The sequence below is a fragment of the Pantoea sp. X-Soil-YNGN-844 genome (assembly GCF_059730595.1).
Genome location: NZ_AP036007.1, coordinates 2,701,154 through 2,721,872 on the forward strand (window position 1 = coordinate 2,701,154; position 20,719 = coordinate 2,721,872).

Below are 20,719 nucleotides of genomic sequence, written 5' to 3' on the forward strand. Positions count from 1 at the left end.
GGGCGAAGCGGAATTAGATTTTGCCAACCAGGTCCAGAGACGGAGCCAGTGTTGCATCACCTTCTTTCCATTTAGCCGGGCACACTTCACCTGGGTGAGAAGCCACGTACTGAGCCGCTTTCACTTTGCGCAGCAGGTCAGAGGCGTCACGGCCAATGCCTTCAGCAGTGATTTCGATAGCCTGGATAACGCCTTCCGGGTCAACGATGAACGTACCACGGTCAGCCAGACCTTCGTCTTCACGCATGATTTCGAAGTTACGGGTCAGCGCGCCAGTCGGGTCACCGATCATCGCGTACTGAATTTTCGCGATTGTGTCTGAAGAACCGTGCCAGGCTTTGTGGGTAAAGTGGGTGTCGGTAGAAACGGAGTAGATATCTACGCCCAGTTTCTGGAATTCTTCGTAGTGGTCAGCCACGTCGCCCAGTTCGGTCGGGCAGACGAAGGTGAAGTCAGCTGGATAAAAGAAGAACACACTCCATTTACCTTCAACGTCTTTCTCGGTTACGTCGATGAATTCGCCGTTTTTGAATGCTGCGTTTTTGAACGGCTTGATTTTGGTATTGATAATAGACATCTGTGGCCTCCGTTAAAATATGTGATGCAGGTTACATAATTTTCGGGCCAACATCTAATACGCGGTCGTTATCAATCTGATAAACGAAAGCTATCAAACGCTGAGAGCCTGATGCTCTCTGGCCCGGCAGGCAGTGTACAGCGATTTTGGTGACATTTAACCCGCTTTATCTTTTCGCCCGTCTTCGCGAATCACTGCTAGTTTTGTAAGACAAGATGATAAGGGAGCTGACCTGTGGAGATTCGTCCGTTTACGGAAGCCGATCGTCCTTTTCTTCGCACGCTGTTTCTGGCGGCGCGGCGACACAACTGGCGCTGGCTCGACGGCAGCGAGTGGCAGCTGGAAGATTTTGATGGAGTGATTCTGGGGGAAACCGTGCTGGTCGCGGAAGCTCAGGGACAGCGCGTTGGATTTGCGGGGCTGCTGGAAAACGACAACTTTCTGCACAGTCTTTATGTCGATCCTGACTGGCAGGGACGGGGCGTGGGCAGCGCGCTGCTGGAGGCGGTTGAGGCGCGCTTTACCTCAACCGGCGCGCTGAAATGCCTGCAGAAGAACAAAGCGGCACAGGACTTTTACCTGAAACATGGCTGGAAGATGATTTCACAGGGCGAAGGCGAGCACGGCGGCTACGTGTTGATGCACTACCCGCTGGCCTCACACTATGCCAGCGGGTCGGGTCGGGCTTAAAGCGCGCGGAAGGCGATGTCGCCGGGGATCACATCGCCCTGCCAGTAAAGCTGAGCCGCAACGCGTCCGGCCAGCTGGCGATAGAGCGCGGTAAACTCGCTGTCGGGACGGCGAATTACCGTCGGTTCACCTTCATCAAGATCTTCACGCAAATCGATGTGCAGCGGCAGCTGGGCCAGCAGCTGAGTCTGGTAATCCTCCACCAGTTTCTGCGCGCCACCCGTGCCGAAAATTGGCTCGTGGAAGCCACACTGACTGCAGATATGCAGGCTCATGTTTTCCACCACGCCGAGCACCGGCACATTGACCTTTTCAAACATCACCAGGCCTTTGCGGGCATCAATCAGGGCGATGTCCTGCGGCGTGGTCACCACCAGCGCACCAGTGACCGGCACGTTCTGCGCCAGCGTCAGCTGAATGTCGCCGGTGCCGGGCGGCATATCCAGCACCAGATAATCCAGCTCCGGCCACATCGTCTCATTCAGCAGCTGCATCAGCGCCTTGCTGGCCATCGGCCCGCGCCACACCATCGCATTGTCGTCCGTCACCAGATAGCCGATGGAGTTAGTAGCCAACCCGTGTGCCATAATCGGCGCCATATGGGTGCCATCCGGCGATGTCGGGCGTTGATCCTGGGTGCCGAGCATGTTCGGCACTGACGGGCCATAGATATCGGCGTCCAGAATCCCGACACGCGCACCTTCGGCTGCCAGCGCCAGCGCCATGTTCACAGCGGTGCTGGATTTACCGACGCCGCCTTTGCCGGAGCTGACCGCAATAATGTTTTTAACCCCGTTCACACCCGGCTGGTTTTTCACCCGCTTGAGGGTGGCAATATCGTGGCTGAGCCGCCAGTCGATGGCACTGGCGCCGGTCTGACGCAGCAGGTCGGCGCTGACCTGCTCTTTGAGGTCGTCGAACCCGCTGGCCCAGGCAAACGGCATCAGCAGTTCCACATGCAGCGTTCCATCCAGCTGCGCCACATGATGCAACGCCTTCAGGGCGGTGAGATTCTGCTTAAGGGTCGGATGCTCAAAGCTTCTCAATACGCCGGCCACGATGGCGCGCAGGCCTTCTGGCGTATGCGGTTCCCGGGATTGTACTGTCATCCCCTGCTCCTTATTTCTGCTGTGCTTACGCTGTGTTTCAGCGATGTATTGTCAATGATATCAGATGCTCGTGGATCTGCGGCGACTGGCAGGGGTGAATCCCTTGTGTTTACGCAGGAGAAGCCTTCAGTTACCATCTAAGCCCGTTTTTTCAATCAACAGAAAGCTACGCAAACTATGACTCAAGTCGCTAAAAAAATTCTGGTAACGTGCGCACTGCCTTACGCGAACGGATCAATCCATCTCGGCCACATGCTCGAGCATATCCAGGCAGACATTTGGGTGCGTTATCAGCGAATGCGTGGCAATCAGGTTTACTTCATCTGCGCCGATGATGCGCATGGCACGCCGATCATGCTGAAAGCTCAGCAGTTAGGCATTGCACCGGAGCAGATGATTGCAGAGATGAAAAGCGAGCATGAAGCCGACTTTGCCGGTTTCAACGTCAGCTATGACAACTATCATTCGACTCACGGCGACGAAAACCGTGAGTTGTCTGCGCTGATTTACGGCCGTCTGAAAGAGAACGGTTTTATTAAGAACCGCACCATCTCGCAGCTTTACGATCCGGAAAAAGGGATGTTCCTGCCGGACCGTTTTGTGAAAGGCACCTGCCCGAAATGTAAGTCGCCTGACCAGTATGGCGACAACTGTGAAGTCTGCAGCGCGACCTACAGCCCGACCGAGCTGATCGATCCTAAATCGGTGGTATCCGGTGCGACGCCAGTCCTGCGCGACTCCGAGCACTTCTTCTTTGATCTTCCGTCGTTCAGCGCCATGCTGCAGGCCTGGACCCGCTCCGGTGCGCTACAGGATCAGGTGGCGAACAAAATGCAGGAGTGGTTTGAGTCGGGTCTGCAGCAGTGGGATATCTCCCGCGATGCGCCCTATTTCGGTTTTGAAATCCCGGACGCGCCAGGCAAATATTTCTACGTCTGGCTGGATGCGCCTATCGGCTATATGGGCTCGTTCAAGAACCTGTGCGACAAGCGCGGCGACATCGACTTCGACGAATTCTGGCGTAAAGACTCGACGACCGAGCTGTATCACTTCATCGGTAAAGATATCGTCTACTTCCACAGCCTGTTCTGGCCAGCGATGCTGGAAGGCAGCAACTTCCGCAAGCCAAACAACCTGTTTGTACACGGCTATGTCACCGTCAACGGTGCCAAGATGTCGAAGTCGCGCGGCACCTTTATTAAGGCCAGCACCTGGCTGCAGCATCTGGATGCCGACAGCCTGCGTTACTACTACGCGGCGAAACTCTCTTCACGTATCGATGATATCGACCTGAATCTGGAAGATTTCGTCCAGCGCGTGAATGCTGACATCGTTAACAAAGTGGTTAACCTGGCGTCACGTAACGCGGGCTTCATCACTAAACGCTTTGACGGCAAACTGGCGGCTGAGCTGGCCGATCCGGCGCTCTATCAGACCTTCGTGGATGCGTCAGAGAAGATTGGTGACGCCTGGGCAGCACGCGAATACAGCCGTGCTATCCGTGAAATCATGGCGCTGGCTGACCTGGCGAACCGTTATGTCGATGAGCAGGCTCCCTGGGTGGTGGCGAAGCAGGAAGGCCGTGATGCCGATCTGCAGGCGATCTGCTCAATGGGTATTAACCTGTTCCGCATTCTGATGACCTGGCTGAAGCCGGTACTGCCATCACTGAGCGCTCGTGCAGAAGGCTTCCTCAACTGTGAACTGAGCTGGGATGCGATTGCGCAGCCGCTGCTGGATCATCAGGTTGCGCCGTTCAAAGCGCTCTACAGCCGCATTGAAATGGCGAAAGTCGAAGGACTGATTGAGGCTTCGAAAGAGGATGCCGCTGCCGCCAGTGCACCGGCCGCCACGGGCCCGCTAGCCGATGCGCCGATCGGTGAAACCATCACCATTGATGATTTCGCCAAAGTCGATATGCGCGTCGCGCTGATTGAGCAGGCGGAACTGGTAGAAGGTTCGGACAAGCTGCTGCGTCTGCAACTCGACCTGGGCGGCGAGAAACGTCAGATCTTCTCAGGTATTCGTGCCGCCTATCCTGATCCCGCCGTGCTGGTCGGTAAAATGACTATTATCGTGGCTAACCTGGCGCCGCGTAAAATGCGCTTTGGTATCTCTGAAGGCATGGTGCTGTCAGCGGGTCCGGGCGACAAAGATCTGTTCGTGCTCTCCGTCGACAGCGGTGCTGTGCCGGGTATGCCGGTTAAGTAATCGCCTGCCGACGCTTAACAGGTTAAGCGCAGTGCCGTTCTGAACCCTTCGCGCCGTATCACTGGCGCGAAGGGTTATTTTTCCCGCTTCGCATTCTCACCGCTACTGCCCCGCTTCCTTCTGCTGAAACGCTTTGCGCGTTGCTGCTACTCCGCGGCATAAATGTGATCGCTAGCACGCTAAGCGGTTAATGCGTATGATGAAGCTCAGTGAAAACAGGAGCCTGCCATGCTCACCGTGCTGTCTGTCTGCGGACGTTATCTTCGCGCCTTTATCATCATTTATCTCTGCTTATACGCTGGCATCGGCATCGCTTCGCTGCTGCCTATTAAGCTGCCTGGCAGCATCCTGGGAATGTTAATTCTGTTCGCCCTGCTGGCATCGCAGATCCTGCCGGTGAGCTGGGTAAAACCGGGCTGTCATCTTCTGATTCGCTATATGGCGCTGCTGTTTGTGCCAATCAGCGTCGGGGTGATGAGCTACACAGATATCCTCTCCGCACAGTTTGGCCCGATTGTTGTCTCCTGTGTGGTCAGTACTTTCCTGGTGCTTTCTATTGTCGGCGTCAGCGCCCACCAGCTTCACAGCCGCCGTCCAGCCGGAGAGTCAGCCGATGAGTGACATGTGGTGGTCACTGCCACTGACCCTGGCGGTTTTTTTTCTGGCGCGCAAGCTGGCGATACGACTGAAAATCTCGCTGCTTAATCCGCTGCTGGTCGCGATGGCGATCATTATCCCGATACTGCTGCTGTTGCAGCTTCCTTACTCGCGCTATTTCGCCGGTAGCCAGATTCTTAATCAGCTGCTGCAACCGGCGGTGGTGGCGCTGGCACTGCCGCTGTATGAGCAGATGCATCAGATTCGTGCCCGCTGGAAATCGATTATTGGCGTCTGCTTTATCGGCAGCCTGACCGCTATGATCTCAGGCACCGCCATTGCCCTGTGGATGGGTGCCACACCCGAAATTGCCGCCACCATCGTGCCTAAATCTGTCACTACGCCCATCGCGATGGCCGTCTCCGGCTCGCTGCACGGCATCCCCGCCATCAGCGCCATCTGCGTGCTGATTGCGGGTGTACTGGGTGCGGTATTCGGACACACGGTGCTGAATCTGCTGGGCGTGAAATCGAAAGCGGCGCGCGGACTGGCAATTGGCAATGCGTCGCATGCGCTGGGCACCGCGCGCGCCGCGGAACTTGACTATCAGGAAGGGGCATTCAGCTCTCTGGCGCTGGTGATCTGCGGCATCATCACTTCCCTGCTGGCACCCTTTATTTTTCCGCTGCTGATGCACTGGTTTGGCTGAAAGTTTGCGAGAGATCTCGCAAAGTTGAAACATGCAACACAGGTTACATTGTCAGAGCGATGTGGATCACATATAAACCGGTGACTGGCACATCGCCCTGCTGAATTTAATGAGGCTCACATGCATTCCCGTTTCCTCTCTGCTTTTGAGGCACTGCCGTCAACGCTGCAAACTGCACTCACTCCCCTGCTGGACGATCCTGACTTCCACGCGGTACTCAGCGCCGACCAGATCGCCGCACTGCAGCAACAGACGCAGATGGATGCCGATACGCTGGCGCTGACGCTGCTGCCGCTGGCGGCGTCCTGCGCCGTTGCCACCGTCTCCCATTTCAACGTCGGGGCGATTGCCCGTGGGGTCAGCGGCAACTGGTACTTTGGCGCTAATATGGAATTTGTCGGCACGCCGATGCAGCAGACGGTTCACGCTGAGCAGAGCGCCATTACTCATGCATGGCTGCGCGGTGAGCGCCAGCTTGAGGCCATCACCGTTAACTACACGCCGTGCGGTCACTGCCGTCAGTTTATGAATGAACTGAACAGCGGCACCAGCATTCGCATCAGCCTGCCGCAGCGTGCCACCAGCACCCTGGCCGATTATCTGCCGGATGCGTTTGGCCCGCGCGATCTCAACATCACCACCTTCCTGATGGACGAAGTCGATCACGGCTATGTGGCCGAAGGCGATGAGCTGGTGCAGGCTGCGGTTGCCGCCGCCAATGCCAGCCACGCACCCTACAGCCAGTCACACGCCGGTGTTGCACTGCTGACCGCGGATGACAAGATTGTGGCTGGTCGTTATGCGGAAAATGCCGCGTTTAACCCGAGCTTCCCGCCGCTTCAGGCGGCACTGGTTCTGCTGAACATGCAGGGCGGCGATGTTCGTCAGATAAAAAAAGCGGTATTAGCCGAAGTGGAAAATGCCACGTTAAGCCAGTTCGCCGCCACGCAGGCGACGCTTGAGACATTTGGTTGCGGTGAGCTGCTACAGGTAACGCTGTACAAAGCATAACCCGCTGTCAGGGCGGCCACAGTTTTGTGAGCTTTTATTAACAAACGCTGTACTTCTGCGGGAAATTTCATAGGATCTGGCGCCAGAATTCACGCAATTACAAATTACTCTGAATAATTCAGGTTGCAGGATAGCAGCACGGTCGTGAATGTTTCCGCAGCGGTTACCCTGCCGCTGCCGGACCTGCAGTCTGAGCTATAACGGGTGAGAAAACTGGCGCTACCTTTCCGGCGTGACGCCAGACAACACTGCAACCGGAGCATCACCGCATGGAACTCGACTACGAAAGTAAACGCCCGCTGTACATCCCTTATGCTGGCCCGATTTTGCTGGAATTTCCCCTGCTGAACAAAGGCAGCGCCTTTAGCATCGAAGAACGTAACGAATTCAACCTCAACGGTCTGCTGCCAGAAGCGGTGGAATCAATTGAAGAGCAGGCGCAGCGTGCCTGGCGTCAGTTCCAGGACTTCAAAAACAATAACGATAAGCATGTCTACCTGCGTAACATCCAGGACACCAACGAAACGCTGTTCTACCGCCTGCTGGATAACCATCTTGAAGAGATGATGCCCATCATCTATACGCCCACCGTCGGCGCAGCCTGCGAACACTTCTCTGAAATCTACCGTCGTGCGCGTGGCGTATTCATCTCCTACCCTAACCGCGACCGCATCGAAGATATGCTGCAAAACGCCACCAAGCAGAATGTGAAGGTGATTGTGGTGACCGATGGCGAGCGCATCCTGGGCCTCGGCGATCAGGGCATCGGTGGGATGGGTATTCCGATTGGTAAGCTGTCACTCTATACCGCCTGTGGCGGCATCAGCCCGGCTTACACCCTGCCGGTGGTGCTGGATGTCGGCACCAATAATCAGCAGCTGCTGAACGATCCGCTCTATATGGGCTGGCGTCATCCGCGCATTACCGGCGAAGAGTATGACGAGTTCGTGAACGAATTTATTCAGGCCGTTAAGCGCCGCTGGCCGAAAGTACTGTTGCAGTTTGAAGATTTCGCCCAGAAGAACGCCATGCCGCTGCTGAACCGCTATCGCGATGAAGTCTGCTGCTTCAACGACGATATTCAGGGTACCGCCGCCGTTACTGTCGGCACGCTGATTGCCGCCAGCCGCGCAGCCGGTAGCCGCCTGTGCGAGCAGAAAGTAGTGTTCCTGGGTGCCGGTTCCGCGGGTTGTGGTATCGCTGAACAGATCATCGCGCAGATGAAATCAGAAGGCCTGAGCGACGAGGAAGCCCGTGGCCGTGTGATGATGGTGGATCGCTTTGGTCTGCTGACGGACAAGCTGCCTAACCTACTTGATTTCCAGAGCAAGCTGGTGCAGAAGAGCGAAAGCCTGCAGCACTGGGATGTGACCAATGATGCAATCTCGCTGCTGGATGTGGTGCGTAATGCTCAGCCCGATATTCTGATTGGTGTTTCCGGCCAGCCAGGCCTGTTCACCGAAGAGATCATCCGTGAGATGCACAAGCACTGTAAGCGCCCTATCGTGATGCCGCTGTCGAACCCGACTTCACGCGTTGAAGCGACGCCGGCCGATATTATCGCCTGGACTGACGGTGCTGCGCTGGTCGCAACCGGCAGCCCGTTCTCGCCGGTGAGCTGGAACGGTAAAACTTACCCGATTGCGCAGTGCAACAACTCCTACATCTTCCCAGGCATTGGTCTGGGTGTGATTGCCGCAGGTGCCAGCCGTGTTACCGATACGATGCTGATGACCGCCAGCCGCGCGCTCGCCGACTGCTCTCCGCTGGTGAACGAAGGCGAAGGCCCGGTGCTGCCTGAGATTAAAGATATTCAGGGCGTGTCGAAAATCATTGCGATGGAAGTGGGTAAAGCCGCTCAGCTGGCCGGTGTCGCCGTGGTGACCTCAGAAGATGTATTGTCACAGGCTATCGCCAACAACTTCTGGCTGCCGCAGTATCGTCACTATCGTCGTACCTCGATTTAATCTTCCCGCTGCCGGATCGCCCTTGATTCGGCAGTGTTCAAAAAGAGTACAGCCAGCCGGCAGTAACTTGCTTCGCTGCGGCTGCTCAAGTAGCCTTGTCCCATCTCAACATTCTGACATCGAGTCTCCAGGCGCATGCTGAAACGCGTTCTCATTGGTCTGCTTTTCATCATCTTACTGATGGTGGCAACGGCGCTCGGCCTTGATCGCTGGATCAGCTGGAAAACTGCGCCTTTTATCTACGAAAACGTCGCTTCATTGCCGCATCGTCAGGTGGGTGTGGTACTGGGGACGGCTAAATATTATCGTACCGGCGTCATCAATCAGTATTACCTCTATCGTATGCAAGGTGCGCTCAATGCCTATAACAGCGGCAAGGTGAATTATCTGCTGCTCAGCGGTGATAACGCGCTGCAAAGCTATAACGAGCCGATGACGATGCGCCGCGATCTCATCAAAGCCGGTGTTGATCCGGCGGATATCGTGCTCGATTATGCCGGGTTCCGGACGCTGGATTCAATCGTCCGCACCCGCAAAGTGTTTGATACCAACGACTTCATTATTATCACACAACGCTTCCACTGTGAGCGCGCGCTGTTTATCGCCCTGCAGCTGGGTATCCAGGCGCAGTGTTATGCGGTGCCTTCACCGAAAAACATGCTGAGCGTGCGTTTCCGTGAGGTGGGTGCCCGGCTGGGCGCGCTGGCGGATCTCTTCCTGCTTAAGCGTGAACCCCGTTTCTTAGGCCCGCTGGTGCCGATTCCCGCCGTACACGATGTGCCTGAAGATGCGCAGAGTTACCCGGCGGTGACGCCGGAGCAGCTGCTGGAGCTGGAACAGAAGCTGCGGAAATAAATCTTCGATTAAGAGGGGGGCTGGTGCAGTGCCAGCCAGGCATGCGCTAGCTCAGGGAACATACGCCTTCCGCAAAGACGCAAAGGTCGCCATCCCTGGCAGGCTCAGCGCGGGCCATCCATGGCCCGCTATGCTTTGGCTCCAGGCGTATGCCCCCATCGCTTTAAGTGGGTGAGTCGTCTGTTTGAGTTCCCTGAGGCTTAGGCGAATCTAACAGCAATAAATAAGCCTGAAGCGCAGGGAACACGGTCAGAAGAGGAAAGCGTCCCGCGCTTGGGACAAAAACGCCGGGAGCGTTTTTGAACAACGCAACGCGTTGGCCCGGCAACGGGCGCACCTCAGGGATGAGGTGCGTAATCGCGCGGGCCGAGCGTGCCATGGATGGCGGCTTTTGCGTCTTTCCGATCTGACCGTGTTCCCTTCGCATACTCCGTCTTAAAGCAACGATCCCAGCATTACCCCAGCACAGCCCATAAAAAAAGCGACCCGAAGGTCGCTTCCTTAGCGTTGAATCAGTCTTACTTCTTACGAGAATATTTCAGTGAATCCAGCGCCACGGCGAAGATGATGATGCCGCCTTTAATGATGTACTGCCAGTAGGGGTTGACGCCGATATAGGTCAGACCGTAGTTGATAACGGTGAAGATCAGTACACCGGTCACTACGCCTGCCACGCTACCCACACCACCGGCGAAAGAGACGCCGCCGACCACACAGGCCGCAATCGCATCCAGCTCATACATAAAACCGAGGTTGTTGGTGGCAGAACCGATACGACCGGCTTCCAGCATCCCGCCGAAGGCGTAGAACACACCAGACAGGGCATAAATCATGATCAGGTTCAAAGGCACGTTCACGCCTGACACTTTCGCCGCTTCCGGGTTACCGCCGATAGCAAAAATGTTTTTACCGAAGCGGGTTTTATTCCACAGAATCCAGACGAAAATAATGGCAATCACGGCATAGAACGTGATGAATGAGAGTTTAAAATCACCAAAGCGTAAGAAGCCCTGGGTAAATTTCGAGAACCCTGCATCAAAACCGGCAATCGGTGAGGCACCTACAAAGTCGTAATAGAGTGAGTTGATACCGTAAACGATAATCATGGTGCCCAGCGTGGTGATAAATGGCGTCACCTTCAGGTAGGCAATAATCACACCGTTGACCAGACCAATCACGCCGCCAATGATGCACACGGTCAGGATCACCAGTGGAATCGGCACCGTATCCAGCGTCGGGAAGACTTTGTTCGCGTTATCCATCGCCTGCAACAGCGTCGCGGCAACGACCGCCGCCAAACCGACCTGACGTCCGGCTGACAGGTCAGTACCCTGGGTCACAATCAGACCCGCCACACCCAGTGCAATAATAATGCGCACCGAAGATTGGGTCAGAATATTACTCAGGTTCATCAAACTTAAAAATGTCGGGTCCTGGAAGATAATAATAGCCAGCAATACCAGCAGAACGACATAAATGCCGCCCTCTTTTAACCAGGTTAGCGCATTCTTTTTTGTAGTCGCTTTCATGTTAACAGCCCTTGCTTCATTAAAGGTGTAATGACGCTAAACGCAATATTTCGTTCTGCGTGGTCGTTTTGGTATCAACTATGCCTGCTACCAGACCATTACTCATTACCAGAATACGATCGGTAATGCCTAACAGCTCCGGCATTTCGGAGGAGATAATAATGATGCCCTTTTCTCTTTTCGCCAGTTCAGCAATCAGCTGGTAAATTTCGAATTTCGCACCAACATCAATACCGCGTGTTGGTTCATCAAGCATCAGGATTTCAGGCTGGGTCAATAACCAGCGGCCAATAATCACTTTTTGCTGGTTACCGCCCGAAAGCGAACCAATTTGTGTATGGTGGCCAGGGGTTTTAACGCGCATTGAATCGATCACCCATTGGGTATCACTCTTCATGCGTTTATTATCCAGCAGTCCCATACTGTTTTTATATTTTTTGATGTTGGAAATAAGTGAGTTAAAACCAATATCCAGGTAAGCATAAATACCAGTCGAACGACGCTCTTCAGTCACCAGCGCAAAACCGTGGTTAATCGCTTCGTTGGCGCTGTGATTATTAATCGGTTTGCCATGCAGTTTAATGGTGCCGCCCGATTTCTCGCGAATGCCAAACAGCGTTTCGACGATATCGGTACGTTTGGCGCCCACCAGCCCGGCAATGCCGAGTATCTCCCCTTTACGCAAATCAAATGAGATGTCGCGAATCGATGGCTGACGCAGTGAAGTCAGATTACGCACCTCAAGAATCGTCTCGCCTGGCACGTTGGTACGGTCAGGAAAGCGCTGGTTCAGTGAACGGCCGACCATCATGGCGATGATCTTATCCATATCCAGCCCTTCCAGCGGCTGAGAGGTGATCCACTGACCATCACGCAGAATTGTGATCTCATCGCAGAGCTGGAAAATCTCTTCCATCTTGTGCGAAATATAAACAATGCCACAGCCGCGATCTTTCAGCTTACGAATAATCGTGAACAGGTGATTCACCTCTTTCTCGGTTAACGAGGAAGTCGGCTCATCCATAATCACAATTTTCGCGTCATAAGAAAACGCTTTGGCAATTTCTATCATCTGCATTTGCGACACAGACAGATTGGCAACTTTGTCGCGCGGATCAATATCGATATCCAGCTCGTCAAATATCGCTTTGGTGTCCTGGTACATTTTATCCTGATCGACAAAGAAGCCTTTGCGCGGATAACGCCCCAGCCACATGTTGTCCATCACGGTACGCTGCAGAACCAGGTTTAATTCCTGATGCACCATCGACACGCCATTTTCCAGCGCCTCTTTGGAGCTTTTATAGTCGATCTCTTGACCCTGAAACAGGATACTGCCGGTATCTTTTTTATAAATACCAAACAGGCATTTCAATAAGGTGGATTTCCCGGCACCGTTCTCGCCCATTAATGCATGAACAGAGTGAGGCCGCACTTTTAAATTGACATTATCTAACGCTTTTACGCCGGGAAATGATTTTGAAACATTCGTCATTTCCAGCAAATATTCTCGCTGCGCGGTCGTGTTATCACTGGCCATATTTTACCTGGCTAAAAAACGGTGGTGACATAAAAAAGGCGCGACAGCGGTCGCGCCCGTAATCGATCTTATTTCGAGAACTGAGACAGATTTTCTTTATCAACCGGAACGTAAGGAACGCGGACGATCTTATCGACCATCTTGAAGTTCGTTCCGTCAGTTGCCGCTTTGCCGTTTGCCAGGTTGTTGGCAATATCCAGCGTCGCTTTCGCCTGGTTTTCCGCATCGTTCAGCACGGTACCGGCCAGCGCACCGGATTTCACCAGTGCCAGCGCTTCTGGCAGGGCATCGACACCGAAGACCGGAATGGAGGTCATGTTGTGCGCTTTCAGCGCTTCAACGGCACCCATCGCCATCGCATCGTTGTTGGCAATCACGACTTCAATTTTCTTAGCGTTCGGGCCTGACAGCCACGCATCCATCTTATCTTTGGCCTGAGCGGTGTCCCACATTGCCGTATCCATCGCTAACTGCTGCGTCTTCAGACCATCTTTGTTCAGAGTGTCGATGACATATTTAGTACGGGCTTCAGCATCCGGATGGCCCGGCTCGCCTTTCAGCAGGACGAACTGAATGGTGCCATCTTTGTTCAGATCCCAGGCTGGTGTTGCTTTCCAGTGCTTCTCGATCAGCTGACCCTGAATGATGCCTGACTCTTTGGAGTCGGTGCCGACATAGTAAGCTTTGTCATAACCGGCCAGCACTTTAGCGTTCGGTTCTTTGTTAAAGAAGACAACGGGCACATCATTAGCACGCGCTTTGTCTACCACTACTGCAGCAGCAGCCGGGTCAACCAGGTTAATCGCCAGCGCTTTCACGCCTTTTGCCATCAGCACGTCAACCTGATCGTTCTGTTTGGACTGGTCGTTCTGCGAGTCATTCATCAGCAGCTGTACGCCACCGATCGCTTTCGCTTCTTTCTCAATGTCTTTGCGCACCATTGACATGAAGTTGTCATCATATTTGTAAATGGTCACGCCGATACGGGTGTCAGCTGCGTGCGCGGTTGCACCAAACATCATGCTGGCAACCAGTGCTGTAAGCGTGAAAACCTTCTTATTCATGGTATCTCCGGTTTTATTATGCAGGGTCTTTTTAGCGCTACCGCCAAACGTGCGGGAGCGCAATCGGTAAAACAGATCGGCGCGCTGGCTAACATAATGAAGATGTTAAGCTGTTAAACGCCGTCTAAAACCTGACTTCCCTGTGCCAGAACGCTTCCATGAAGAGGGTATAAACCCTTTAACCGGCTACTGAGACCACAACTGATGCCGTTACACTGGCGTTACATAATGTTTCAGTCCGGTAAGACGCTGCCATCATAGTGAGGGCAATGTTAATTAACTGTGAATACAATCACAGATTGAAAACGGTTACATGCCTGAATCGCCTGAATTAGTGACGGACTCCACATTTTGCCGCTGCGCCACCGAATGACGCCGCACCAGGGTTGGCATAAAGATGTGGGTTGCGGTGTCATCAAGCAGTCCCGCTGCGCCCTGCAGCGCCAGCTCAGTGGCGATTTTTGCCATAGATACAATGGGATAGCGCACGGTTGTCAATTGCGGGTCGGTGTAACGGGAAATCGGAATGTCATCAAAGCCAATGACAGAAAAATGCTGTGGCACCTGGATGCCGTTGTCCTTCAGCGCAGTGAGTGCGCCAGCCGCCATGCCGTCGTTATAGGCAAACACCGCAGTCAGGTTGAGGTTACGCCCCAGCAGCTCCACCATCGCCGCTTCGCCCCCCTGCATATCTGGCTCTGCGCTGGCAATCCAGCTCTCCTGCGGCCGGGTGCCCTGCTCTGCCATCGCCTGCATCCACCCTTCACGGCGCTGCGCGACATCCTCGATGGGATGGCTGGAGCAGAGATAGCCAATGCGGCTATGCCCCTGTTGCAACAGGGTTCTTGAGGCCATCAGCGCCCCGGTGACGTTATCCAGACTGACGCTGCGGTGTTCGAATCCTGGGACGATGCGGTTAATCACCACCATGCCAGGCACGTGCTGCATAAAGTCCGCCAGCTCCGCGTCCGGCAGCGTTTTCGCGTGAACCACCAGGGCGCTGCAGCGCTGCCGGATCAGCACCTCGATAGCATGACGCTCTTTCTCTTCCTGATGCCAGGAGTTGCTGATTAACACATGCTTGTGTACGCGCTGCGCCACGGTATCCACTGCTTTAACCAGCGCCCCGAAGAAGGGATCAGAGACATCCATCACCACCACCCCGATCGTATCGCTGACCTGCGTCGCCAGCGCCTGGGCGTTAGCGTTGGGGCGATAGCCCAGCGCCTCAACCGCCTGCAACACGGCGTCGCGGGTATCAGAGGTCACAGCGTTGCTCTGATTGAGAACGCGCGACACGGTCGCCACTGACACGCCAGCCTGACGGGCAACATCACGAATAGTTATCATGCAGCAGTTCCAGAAAGGAAAAATAGGGCATCACGCCGGGTTAAACACCGGCGCTATTCTGTCAGGGGCGGGAGGCGTGCAGCGTGAATTGCGTCACATCAATGAAAACGGTTACATACAATTCTGTAACCTTTGTGATGGCGGTCATTATCTGGCGTTGTCGGTGATGCGTGATTTGCCGGCTGAGAGCAGCGTAAGCCGCCGCCACAGCCACTCCAGCGGACCCTGGGCGAAGAAATGTAACCAGATGAGTGAAAACAGGATATTGATGAGCCACACCGCAGGCACCATCATCACCAACTCCAGCCGGGTGAAGTGCATATAGAAGCCAAAGCGATAGAACAGCGTGGTGCAGATAAGCGTTTGCAGCAGATAGTTGGTCAGCGCCATACGGCCCACGCACTGGATGGCGTGGCTGATGCGCCAGCGCGAGATCAGCGGCCAGTACGCCAGGCAGAGCGCGGCATAGCCCAGACTAATCAGCGGGCTGGCGAAATCGCGCGGAGCCTGCAAGTAAAAAGCGGTCCAGCGGAATTCCCAATGTAACAGCCATTGCGCTGCCACACCGGCCACCGCAATGGAGAAGCCCATTGTCAGCAGCAGGGCCGCCGCCTGACGATAGTGGCGGAGAGGAAACTCCCCTGTCAGCCAGCCGCTGCGCAGCAGTGCGCCACCAATCATCATTAAGCCCGCCAGCTGCCAGCCATACTGCGCCGCCAGCGCCATCAGCCCTGACGAGAGATGGTCCAGCCGGTTCTGTATCGCTTCCCAGCCGCCGCTCAGTTTCCAGAACTGCTCATATTGCAGATCGGCTGCGCCCGGCAGCCAGGATCGCGTCGGTTCGGGATCGGAGATCGACCCAAACACCAGCAGCACGCCGCAGCCTACCAGATAGAGCAGAATGCCGGTATTCATCAGGCTGCGGGTTGAAGGCACGTCACGCAGCACCCGCCAGACCACCAGCCCGATGATGCCGTAGTCCAGCAGGATGTCGCCCTCCCAGAGAAAGACACCGTGCAGAAAACCGATGAGTACCAGAATGGAAAGCCGGGCAGTCAGCCAGCGACTGCCGCGCGGCAGCTGCATTTGCAGACCTGCGCCAAACAGCAGTGCAAACAGGGTGAGGAATTTGAGCTGAGCAAAGACGTCAGAGAGTGCCCAGGTCCAGACATCGGAGAGGCTGACGCTGCCCTGCCAGGCCGGATTCAGGTAAGCAGCAGAAGGCAGGCCGAAGCCGACAATATTGAGCAGCAGGATGCCGAGAATGGCACATCCACGAATGAAATCCAGCGCGTGATAGCGTTGTTGCATGCGGCACCCTGCATTGACGACGCGGGCAACATCATGTGCCCGCCGTTAACTCAACTATGGCGTACCGCGCGCAAAAATTCCTGGCGGGTATTCTGACTGGACTTGAACAGGCCGCCCAGAGAGGTCGTGGTAGTGGCGCTGGTCGCATCTTTGACGCCACGCGCTTTCACACAGTAATGCACCGCATCAATCGAGACTGCCACATTATTGGTGCCCAGCAGCGTCTGCAGTGCAACCAGAACCTGCTGCGTCAGACGCTCCTGCACCTGCGGGCGCTGGGCGAAGAACTGCACGATGCGGTTGATTTTCGACAGGCCAATCACCTTTTCCTTGGGAATATAGGCGACCGTGGCTTTGCCATCGATAATCACAAAGTGGTGTTCACAGGTGCTGGTCAGGGTGATATCACGCACGGTCACCATCTCATCAACCTTCATTTTATTTTCAATGACGGTGATTTTCGGGAAGTTGGCGTAATCGAGACCGGAAAAGACCTCATCCACATACATTTTGGCGATGCGGTGCGGCGTTTCCATCAGGCTGTCATCTTCAAGATCCAGATTCAGCAGCTGCATGATTTCCGTCATGTGCCCGGCAATCAGGCTCTTACGCGTCTCTTTATCTATGTCGCGCGTCGGTGCACGTAACGGCGTTTCCAGTCCACGCGCCAGCAGCGCTTCGTGAACCAGGGCAGCTTCCTGACTTAGGGTGCTCATCTACTCTTCTCCGGCTGGTGTTGCGCCCGCAAGCTTTTGCCTGCGGGCCCTGTAATCAGGCGCGTATTGTGAAACTTTCTTTGCGGGGAATCCAGCAATCAATCAGATTGGTGATGAAAGCTTTTCACTCACTTCTTCGCCAGACCAGCAGGCCCGCCCAGACAAGGCTGGCCCCGGCCACCCACAGGGCAGGCTCCAGCCGGTGTAACAGGGCAGTAGAGAGAAAAGAGAGCAGCGGACCGACCAGTTGACCCACCGCGTAGCCGGTGGTCAGCAGGCCAGCCATGTATCGCAGATGGTTGGGCGCCAGTTCACGGGCACAGAGCAGCGAGAGCTGCACCACGCTGAGGAAGCCGCCGCCTACCAGCAGCGCCCCGGCCAGCAGACCACTAAAGCCGGGCAGCAGTGCCGCAGCAAAAACGCCCAGTGCCTGCGCCCAGAGTACTATCGCCAGACGGACGTGACTGTGCCCCCAGCGCCGTGTCAGGATCCCCAGCACGATGCCGATCATCGCCGCGCCGCCAAATATCGGCCAGACAAACTGCGCGAAGATACCGTCAGGAAAACGCGTAGCGGCCATCTGCGACAAAAAGGTGGCGGGCAGGATATAACCAAAGCCCGCCAGACTGTAACTCAGCACCAGACGTTTCAGGTTGCGATCCAGCACCAGCGGCTCCGGTGCCTGATCCGGGCGATGCAGTTCGCCCCGACGCGGCAGGTTACGCGTAATCAGCGCAATCAGCAGCAGTGCCAGCGCACCGTAAGCGGCCCAGGCCAGACCGGCGGAGACCTGCCATGTGTGCAGCGCCACCCCCAGCAGACCGCTGACAAAAATGCCGCAGCCCGGCCCGGCAAAGACGGCCGCCGACAGCCCTGCCCGGCCATGCCGATGCAGCTGTTCATTACTCCAGGCCGCCACCAGCACCATCGCCCAGCCACTGGCCCAGCCAATCAGAAAGCGTATCGCACCGTGCAGCCATGGACCGGTTGCCAGTGCAGAGAGCAGCGTCAGGATCACTGCGCCCCACACGCCCGCCTGCAGTCGCAGCTCGACCCGCCGGTGCGCGCGCATGGCATCAAACGAGCCACACAGATAGCCAAGATAGTTGAGCGCAGCGACCAGGCTGGCACTCGTGAGCGTCAGCTGGTGCGCCTGAATCATCAGCGGCACCTGCGGCGTAAAGGCGAATCGCCCAATGCCCATCGCCACAAATAAGGTCAAAAACGCGCTGAGCGCGACGCGTAACGCCATTGCTGAACTCCTGTTGTTCTGCCCTGAGATCTCTTCTGACTTGCTAACAGCATGCAGGATGATTAAACTCACGGAAAGTGAATAATATTAACCAACTTGTTTACGGGAAGAGAAGATATGGATTTAGTTCAGCTGCGTATGTTCTGTTCCGTCGCCGAAACGGGTTCCCTGGCGCGCGCAGCCGAACAGCTGCATCGCGTTCCCTCTAATCTGACCACGCGGCTGCGCCAGCTGGAAGAAGAATTAGGTGTGGATCTCTTTATTCGTGAGAAGCAGCGCATTCGCCTGTCACCGATGGGCCATAATTTCCTGAATTATGCGCAGCGTATTCTGGCGTTAAGCGAAGAAGCGATGAGCATGACCCGCACCGGCGAACCGGCAGGCAACTTTGCGCTTGGCTCCATGGAGAGCACCGCAGCGACCCGCCTGCCCAGTCTGCTCGCCGCCTATCACCAGCGTTTCCCTAAAGTGGCGCTGTCGCTGATCACCGGCACCTCGGGCGAAATCATCGATCGGGTCCGCGAAGGCACCCTGGCCGCCGCGCTGGTGGATGGCCCGGTTTCCCATGACGATCTGAATGGTTGTATCGCCTTTCGCGAGGAGATGGTGCTGATCACCGGGCTGGATCATGGGCCAATCACCACGGCGCGCGACGTGCAGGACGACACCCTGTTTGCCTTCCGCAACAGCTGCTCTTATCGGGTGAAGCTGGAGAGCTGGTATCGCGACAGCCAGACCGCGCCCGACAACGTGATGGAGATTCAGTCCTATCACGCCATGCTGGCCTGTGTGGCGGGCGGTGCGGGTGTCGCGATGATCCCGGCTTCAGTGCTGAAACAGATGGCGGATCGGTCGCGGGTGCAGGCGCATACCTTACCTGCGGCTTATCGCGATACCGCCACCTGGCTGATGTGGCGACGCGATGCTTTTACTCCGAATGTTGAAGCGCTGAAGTACCTGATTATTGAACAGTTTGACGATCGTCCGCTCAACGATGAGCTGATCCACCCATTACAGGCGGCGGAATAAGCGTTCCACGCTATGTTTAAACCATAACCACACGACGCCATCGCGCGTCACAATCTGACTGGAAGAGGGATTGCATGAACATGATCAAAACCCGTGCCGCTGTTGCCTGGGCTGCTGGCGAACCGCTGAAAATTGAAGAAGTGGATTTGATGCCACCGCAGAAAGGCGAAGTGCTGGTGCGCATCGTCGCGACCGGTGTCTGTCACACAGATGCCTATACCCTCTCCGGCACTGACCCGGAAGGCGTTTTCCCGGCGATTCTCGGCCATGAAGGCGGCGGTATTGTGGAAGCCGTGGGCGAAGGCGTGACCAGCGTAGAAGTGGGTGACCATGTCATTCCGCTTTACACGCCAGAGTGTGGCAAATGTAAGTTCTGCCTCTCGGGCAAAACCAACCTCTGTCAGGCGATCCGCGCCACCCAGGGTAAAGGTCTGATGCCGGACGGCACCACCCGCTTCTTTAAAGATGGCAAACCGATTTTCCACTATATGGGCACCTCGACCTTCTCAGAATACACCGTCATCCCGGAGATCTCGCTGGCGAAAATCAGTAAAGAAGCGCCGCTGGAAGAAGTTTGCCTGCTGGGCTGTGGCGTCACTACCGGCATGGGTGCGGTCATGAACACCGCTAAAGTGAAAGAAGGCGACACCGTCGCAATCTTCGGTCTAGGCGGCATCGGTCTGTCTGCGGTCATCGGTGCGAAAATGGCGAAGGCCGGCCGCATCATCGCAATCGACCTCAACACCAGCAAATTCGATCTGGCGCGCAAACTGGGTGCCACCGATCTGATTAACCCGAAAGATTACGATAAGCCGATTCAGGATGTGATTGTCGAGCTGACCGACGGCGGCGTGGACTTCTCGTTTGAATGTATCGGTAACGTCAACGTAATGCGTTCCGCGCTGGAGTGCTGCCACAAAGGCTGGGGTGAGTCTGTGATTATCGGCGTCGCCGGTGCCGGTGAAGAGATCGCTACCCGTCCGTTCCAGCTGGTGACCGGTCGCGTCTGGCGCGGTTCCGCCTTTGGTGGCGTGAAAGGCCGTTCACAGCTGCCGGGCATTGTGCAGGATTACCTTGATGGTAAGTTTGCCCTGAACGACTTCATCACCCACACCATGCCGCTGGAAGAGATCAACGACGCCTTTGATTTGATGCACGAAGGAAAATCGATTCGCTCGGTCGTGCACTTTAACAAATAATCA

18 protein-coding genes are annotated in these 20,719 nt (G+C 55.6%); 9 read left to right on the forward strand and 9 right to left on the reverse strand.

From position 1 onward, the window contains the following. Window positions 1-13 precede the first annotated feature (13 nt). The gene (gene ahpC, locus AC6I8C_RS12605) at window positions 14-577 is read right to left on the reverse strand and encodes an alkyl hydroperoxide reductase subunit C (protein WP_013358496.1); all 564 of its coding nucleotides are present in this window, start codon (window positions 575-577) and stop codon (window positions 14-16) included. Window positions 578-811: 234 nt separating this feature from the next. On the opposite strand from ahpC, the gene AC6I8C_RS12610 reads away from it, so the two are divergent. Beyond that, window positions 812-1,267 carry a GNAT family N-acetyltransferase gene (locus AC6I8C_RS12610; RefSeq protein WP_497822680.1) on the forward strand — a complete coding sequence of 152 codons (456 nt, stop codon included), beginning with the start codon at window positions 812-814 and terminating at the stop codon, window positions 1,265-1,267. Here the strand turns inward: AC6I8C_RS12610 and apbC are convergent. Then, window positions 1,264-2,376, reverse strand: coding sequence for an iron-sulfur cluster carrier protein ApbC (gene apbC, locus AC6I8C_RS12615; protein ID WP_033733277.1), 1,113 nt, complete (start codon window positions 2,374-2,376; stop codon window positions 1,264-1,266). The two genes, AC6I8C_RS12610 and apbC, sit on opposite strands and share 4 nt — an antisense overlap. Before the next feature lie 177 nt (window positions 2,377-2,553). Here apbC and metG point away from each other — a divergent pair, with 177 nt between their 5' ends. The 6 genes from metG to sanA all read left to right on the forward strand — a co-directional run bounded on the left by metG (window position 2,554) and on the right by sanA (window position 9,726). Further along, window positions 2,554-4,587 (forward strand): methionine--tRNA ligase, encoded by a 2,034-nt coding sequence (gene metG / locus AC6I8C_RS12620; protein ID WP_497822681.1) that lies wholly within the window; start codon window positions 2,554-2,556, stop codon window positions 4,585-4,587. 228 nt (window positions 4,588-4,815) lie between these two features. Then, window positions 4,816-5,208, forward strand: coding sequence for a CidA/LrgA family protein (locus AC6I8C_RS12625; protein WP_497822682.1), 393 nt, complete (start codon window positions 4,816-4,818; stop codon window positions 5,206-5,208). Then, entirely contained in the window at window positions 5,201-5,893 is a 693-nt protein-coding gene (locus AC6I8C_RS12630) for a CidB/LrgB family autolysis modulator (protein ID WP_013358501.1), read from the forward strand. Before AC6I8C_RS12625 ends, AC6I8C_RS12630 begins: the two co-directional genes overlap by 8 nt. A gap of 120 nt (window positions 5,894-6,013) precedes the next feature. Continuing rightward, window positions 6,014-6,904, forward strand: coding sequence for a cytidine deaminase (cdd, locus tag AC6I8C_RS12635; protein ID WP_497822683.1), 891 nt, complete (start codon window positions 6,014-6,016; stop codon window positions 6,902-6,904). Window positions 6,905-7,173: 269 nt separating this feature from the next. Continuing rightward, window positions 7,174-8,871: an NAD-dependent malic enzyme gene (locus AC6I8C_RS12640; RefSeq protein ID WP_285720294.1), complete on the forward strand. Its 1,698-nt coding sequence runs from the start codon at window positions 7,174-7,176 to the stop codon at window positions 8,869-8,871. 135 nt (window positions 8,872-9,006) lie between these two features. Next, a complete protein-coding gene (gene sanA / locus AC6I8C_RS12645; RefSeq protein ID WP_013358504.1) occupies window positions 9,007-9,726 on the forward strand; it encodes an outer membrane permeability protein SanA in 720 nt (239 codons plus the stop codon). A 518-nt stretch (window positions 9,727-10,244) separates the two neighbouring features. On the opposite strand, the gene mglC is transcribed toward sanA, so the two are convergent. The 7 genes from mglC to AC6I8C_RS12680 form a co-directional block, all read right to left on the reverse strand. Then, window positions 10,245-11,255 (reverse strand): galactose/methyl galactoside ABC transporter permease MglC, encoded by a 1,011-nt coding sequence (gene mglC, locus AC6I8C_RS12650; RefSeq protein WP_013358506.1) that lies wholly within the window; start codon window positions 11,253-11,255, stop codon window positions 10,245-10,247. Window positions 11,256-11,274: 19 nt separating this feature from the next. Next, window positions 11,275-12,795: a galactose/methyl galactoside ABC transporter ATP-binding protein MglA gene (gene mglA / locus AC6I8C_RS12655; protein WP_497822684.1), complete on the reverse strand. Its 1,521-nt coding sequence runs from the start codon at window positions 12,793-12,795 to the stop codon at window positions 11,275-11,277. A gap of 68 nt (window positions 12,796-12,863) precedes the next feature. Then, window positions 12,864-13,859 (reverse strand): galactose/glucose ABC transporter substrate-binding protein MglB, encoded by a 996-nt coding sequence (mglB, locus tag AC6I8C_RS12660; protein ID WP_497822685.1) that lies wholly within the window; start codon window positions 13,857-13,859, stop codon window positions 12,864-12,866. A gap of 309 nt (window positions 13,860-14,168) precedes the next feature. Further along, complete coding sequence (gene galS, locus AC6I8C_RS12665) at window positions 14,169-15,209, reverse strand: HTH-type transcriptional regulator GalS (protein ID WP_497822686.1); 1,041 nt, start codon at window positions 15,207-15,209, stop codon at window positions 14,169-14,171. Window positions 15,210-15,356: 147 nt separating this feature from the next. Beyond that, window positions 15,357-16,520, reverse strand: coding sequence for a DUF418 domain-containing protein YeiB (gene yeiB, locus AC6I8C_RS12670; RefSeq protein ID WP_497822687.1), 1,164 nt, complete (start codon window positions 16,518-16,520; stop codon window positions 15,357-15,359). A 50-nt stretch (window positions 16,521-16,570) separates the two neighbouring features. Beyond that, window positions 16,571-17,236: a GTP cyclohydrolase I FolE gene (gene folE, locus AC6I8C_RS12675; protein WP_013358511.1), complete on the reverse strand. Its 666-nt coding sequence runs from the start codon at window positions 17,234-17,236 to the stop codon at window positions 16,571-16,573. A 124-nt stretch (window positions 17,237-17,360) separates the two neighbouring features. Next, a complete protein-coding gene (locus tag AC6I8C_RS12680; RefSeq protein WP_033783690.1) occupies window positions 17,361-18,488 on the reverse strand; it encodes a YbfB/YjiJ family MFS transporter in 1,128 nt (375 codons plus the stop codon). Between the two features lie 117 nt (window positions 18,489-18,605). Between AC6I8C_RS12680 and ptrR the strand changes: the two genes are divergently transcribed. Together ptrR and AC6I8C_RS12690 are read left to right on the forward strand one after the other, a co-directional pair. Continuing rightward, complete coding sequence (ptrR, locus tag AC6I8C_RS12685; protein WP_497822688.1) at window positions 18,606-19,517, forward strand: putrescine utilization regulator PtrR; 912 nt, start codon at window positions 18,606-18,608, stop codon at window positions 19,515-19,517. 74 nt (window positions 19,518-19,591) lie between these two features. Continuing rightward, window positions 19,592-20,716 (forward strand): S-(hydroxymethyl)glutathione dehydrogenase/class III alcohol dehydrogenase, encoded by a 1,125-nt coding sequence (locus AC6I8C_RS12690; protein ID WP_497822689.1) that lies wholly within the window; start codon window positions 19,592-19,594, stop codon window positions 20,714-20,716. The last annotated feature ends 3 nt before the right edge of the window (window positions 20,717-20,719 follow it).

Bases quoted from the DNA above. Each gene is read 5' to 3' on its own strand.
- ahpC (WP_013358496.1), bottom strand. From the start codon at position 577: ATGTCTATTATCAATACCAAAATCAAGCCGTTCAAAAACGCAGCATTC.
- apbC (WP_033733277.1), bottom strand. From the start codon at position 2,376: ATGACAGTACAATCCCGGGAACCGCATACGCCAGAAGGCCTGCGCGCC.
- metG (WP_497822681.1), top strand. From the start codon at position 2,554: ATGACTCAAGTCGCTAAAAAAATTCTGGTAACGTGCGCACTGCCTTAC.
- AC6I8C_RS12625 (WP_497822682.1), top strand. From the start codon at position 4,816: ATGCTCACCGTGCTGTCTGTCTGCGGACGTTATCTTCGCGCCTTTATC.
- AC6I8C_RS12630 (WP_013358501.1), top strand. From the start codon at position 5,201: ATGAGTGACATGTGGTGGTCACTGCCACTGACCCTGGCGGTTTTTTTT.
- cdd (WP_497822683.1), top strand. From the start codon at position 6,014: ATGCATTCCCGTTTCCTCTCTGCTTTTGAGGCACTGCCGTCAACGCTG.
- AC6I8C_RS12640 (WP_285720294.1), top strand. From the start codon at position 7,174: ATGGAACTCGACTACGAAAGTAAACGCCCGCTGTACATCCCTTATGCT.
- sanA (WP_013358504.1), top strand. From the start codon at position 9,007: ATGCTGAAACGCGTTCTCATTGGTCTGCTTTTCATCATCTTACTGATG.
- mglC (WP_013358506.1), bottom strand. From the start codon at position 11,255: ATGAAAGCGACTACAAAAAAGAATGCGCTAACCTGGTTAAAAGAGGGC.
- mglA (WP_497822684.1), bottom strand. From the start codon at position 12,795: ATGGCCAGTGATAACACGACCGCGCAGCGAGAATATTTGCTGGAAATG.
- mglB (WP_497822685.1), bottom strand. From the start codon at position 13,859: ATGAATAAGAAGGTTTTCACGCTTACAGCACTGGTTGCCAGCATGATG.
- galS (WP_497822686.1), bottom strand. From the start codon at position 15,209: ATGATAACTATTCGTGATGTTGCCCGTCAGGCTGGCGTGTCAGTGGCG.
- yeiB (WP_497822687.1), bottom strand. From the start codon at position 16,520: ATGCAACAACGCTATCACGCGCTGGATTTCATTCGTGGATGTGCCATT.
- folE (WP_013358511.1), bottom strand. From the start codon at position 17,236: ATGAGCACCCTAAGTCAGGAAGCTGCCCTGGTTCACGAAGCGCTGCTG.
- AC6I8C_RS12680 (WP_033783690.1), bottom strand. From the start codon at position 18,488: ATGGCGTTACGCGTCGCGCTCAGCGCGTTTTTGACCTTATTTGTGGCG.
- ptrR (WP_497822688.1), top strand. From the start codon at position 18,606: ATGGATTTAGTTCAGCTGCGTATGTTCTGTTCCGTCGCCGAAACGGGT.
- AC6I8C_RS12690 (WP_497822689.1), top strand. From the start codon at position 19,592: ATGAACATGATCAAAACCCGTGCCGCTGTTGCCTGGGCTGCTGGCGAA.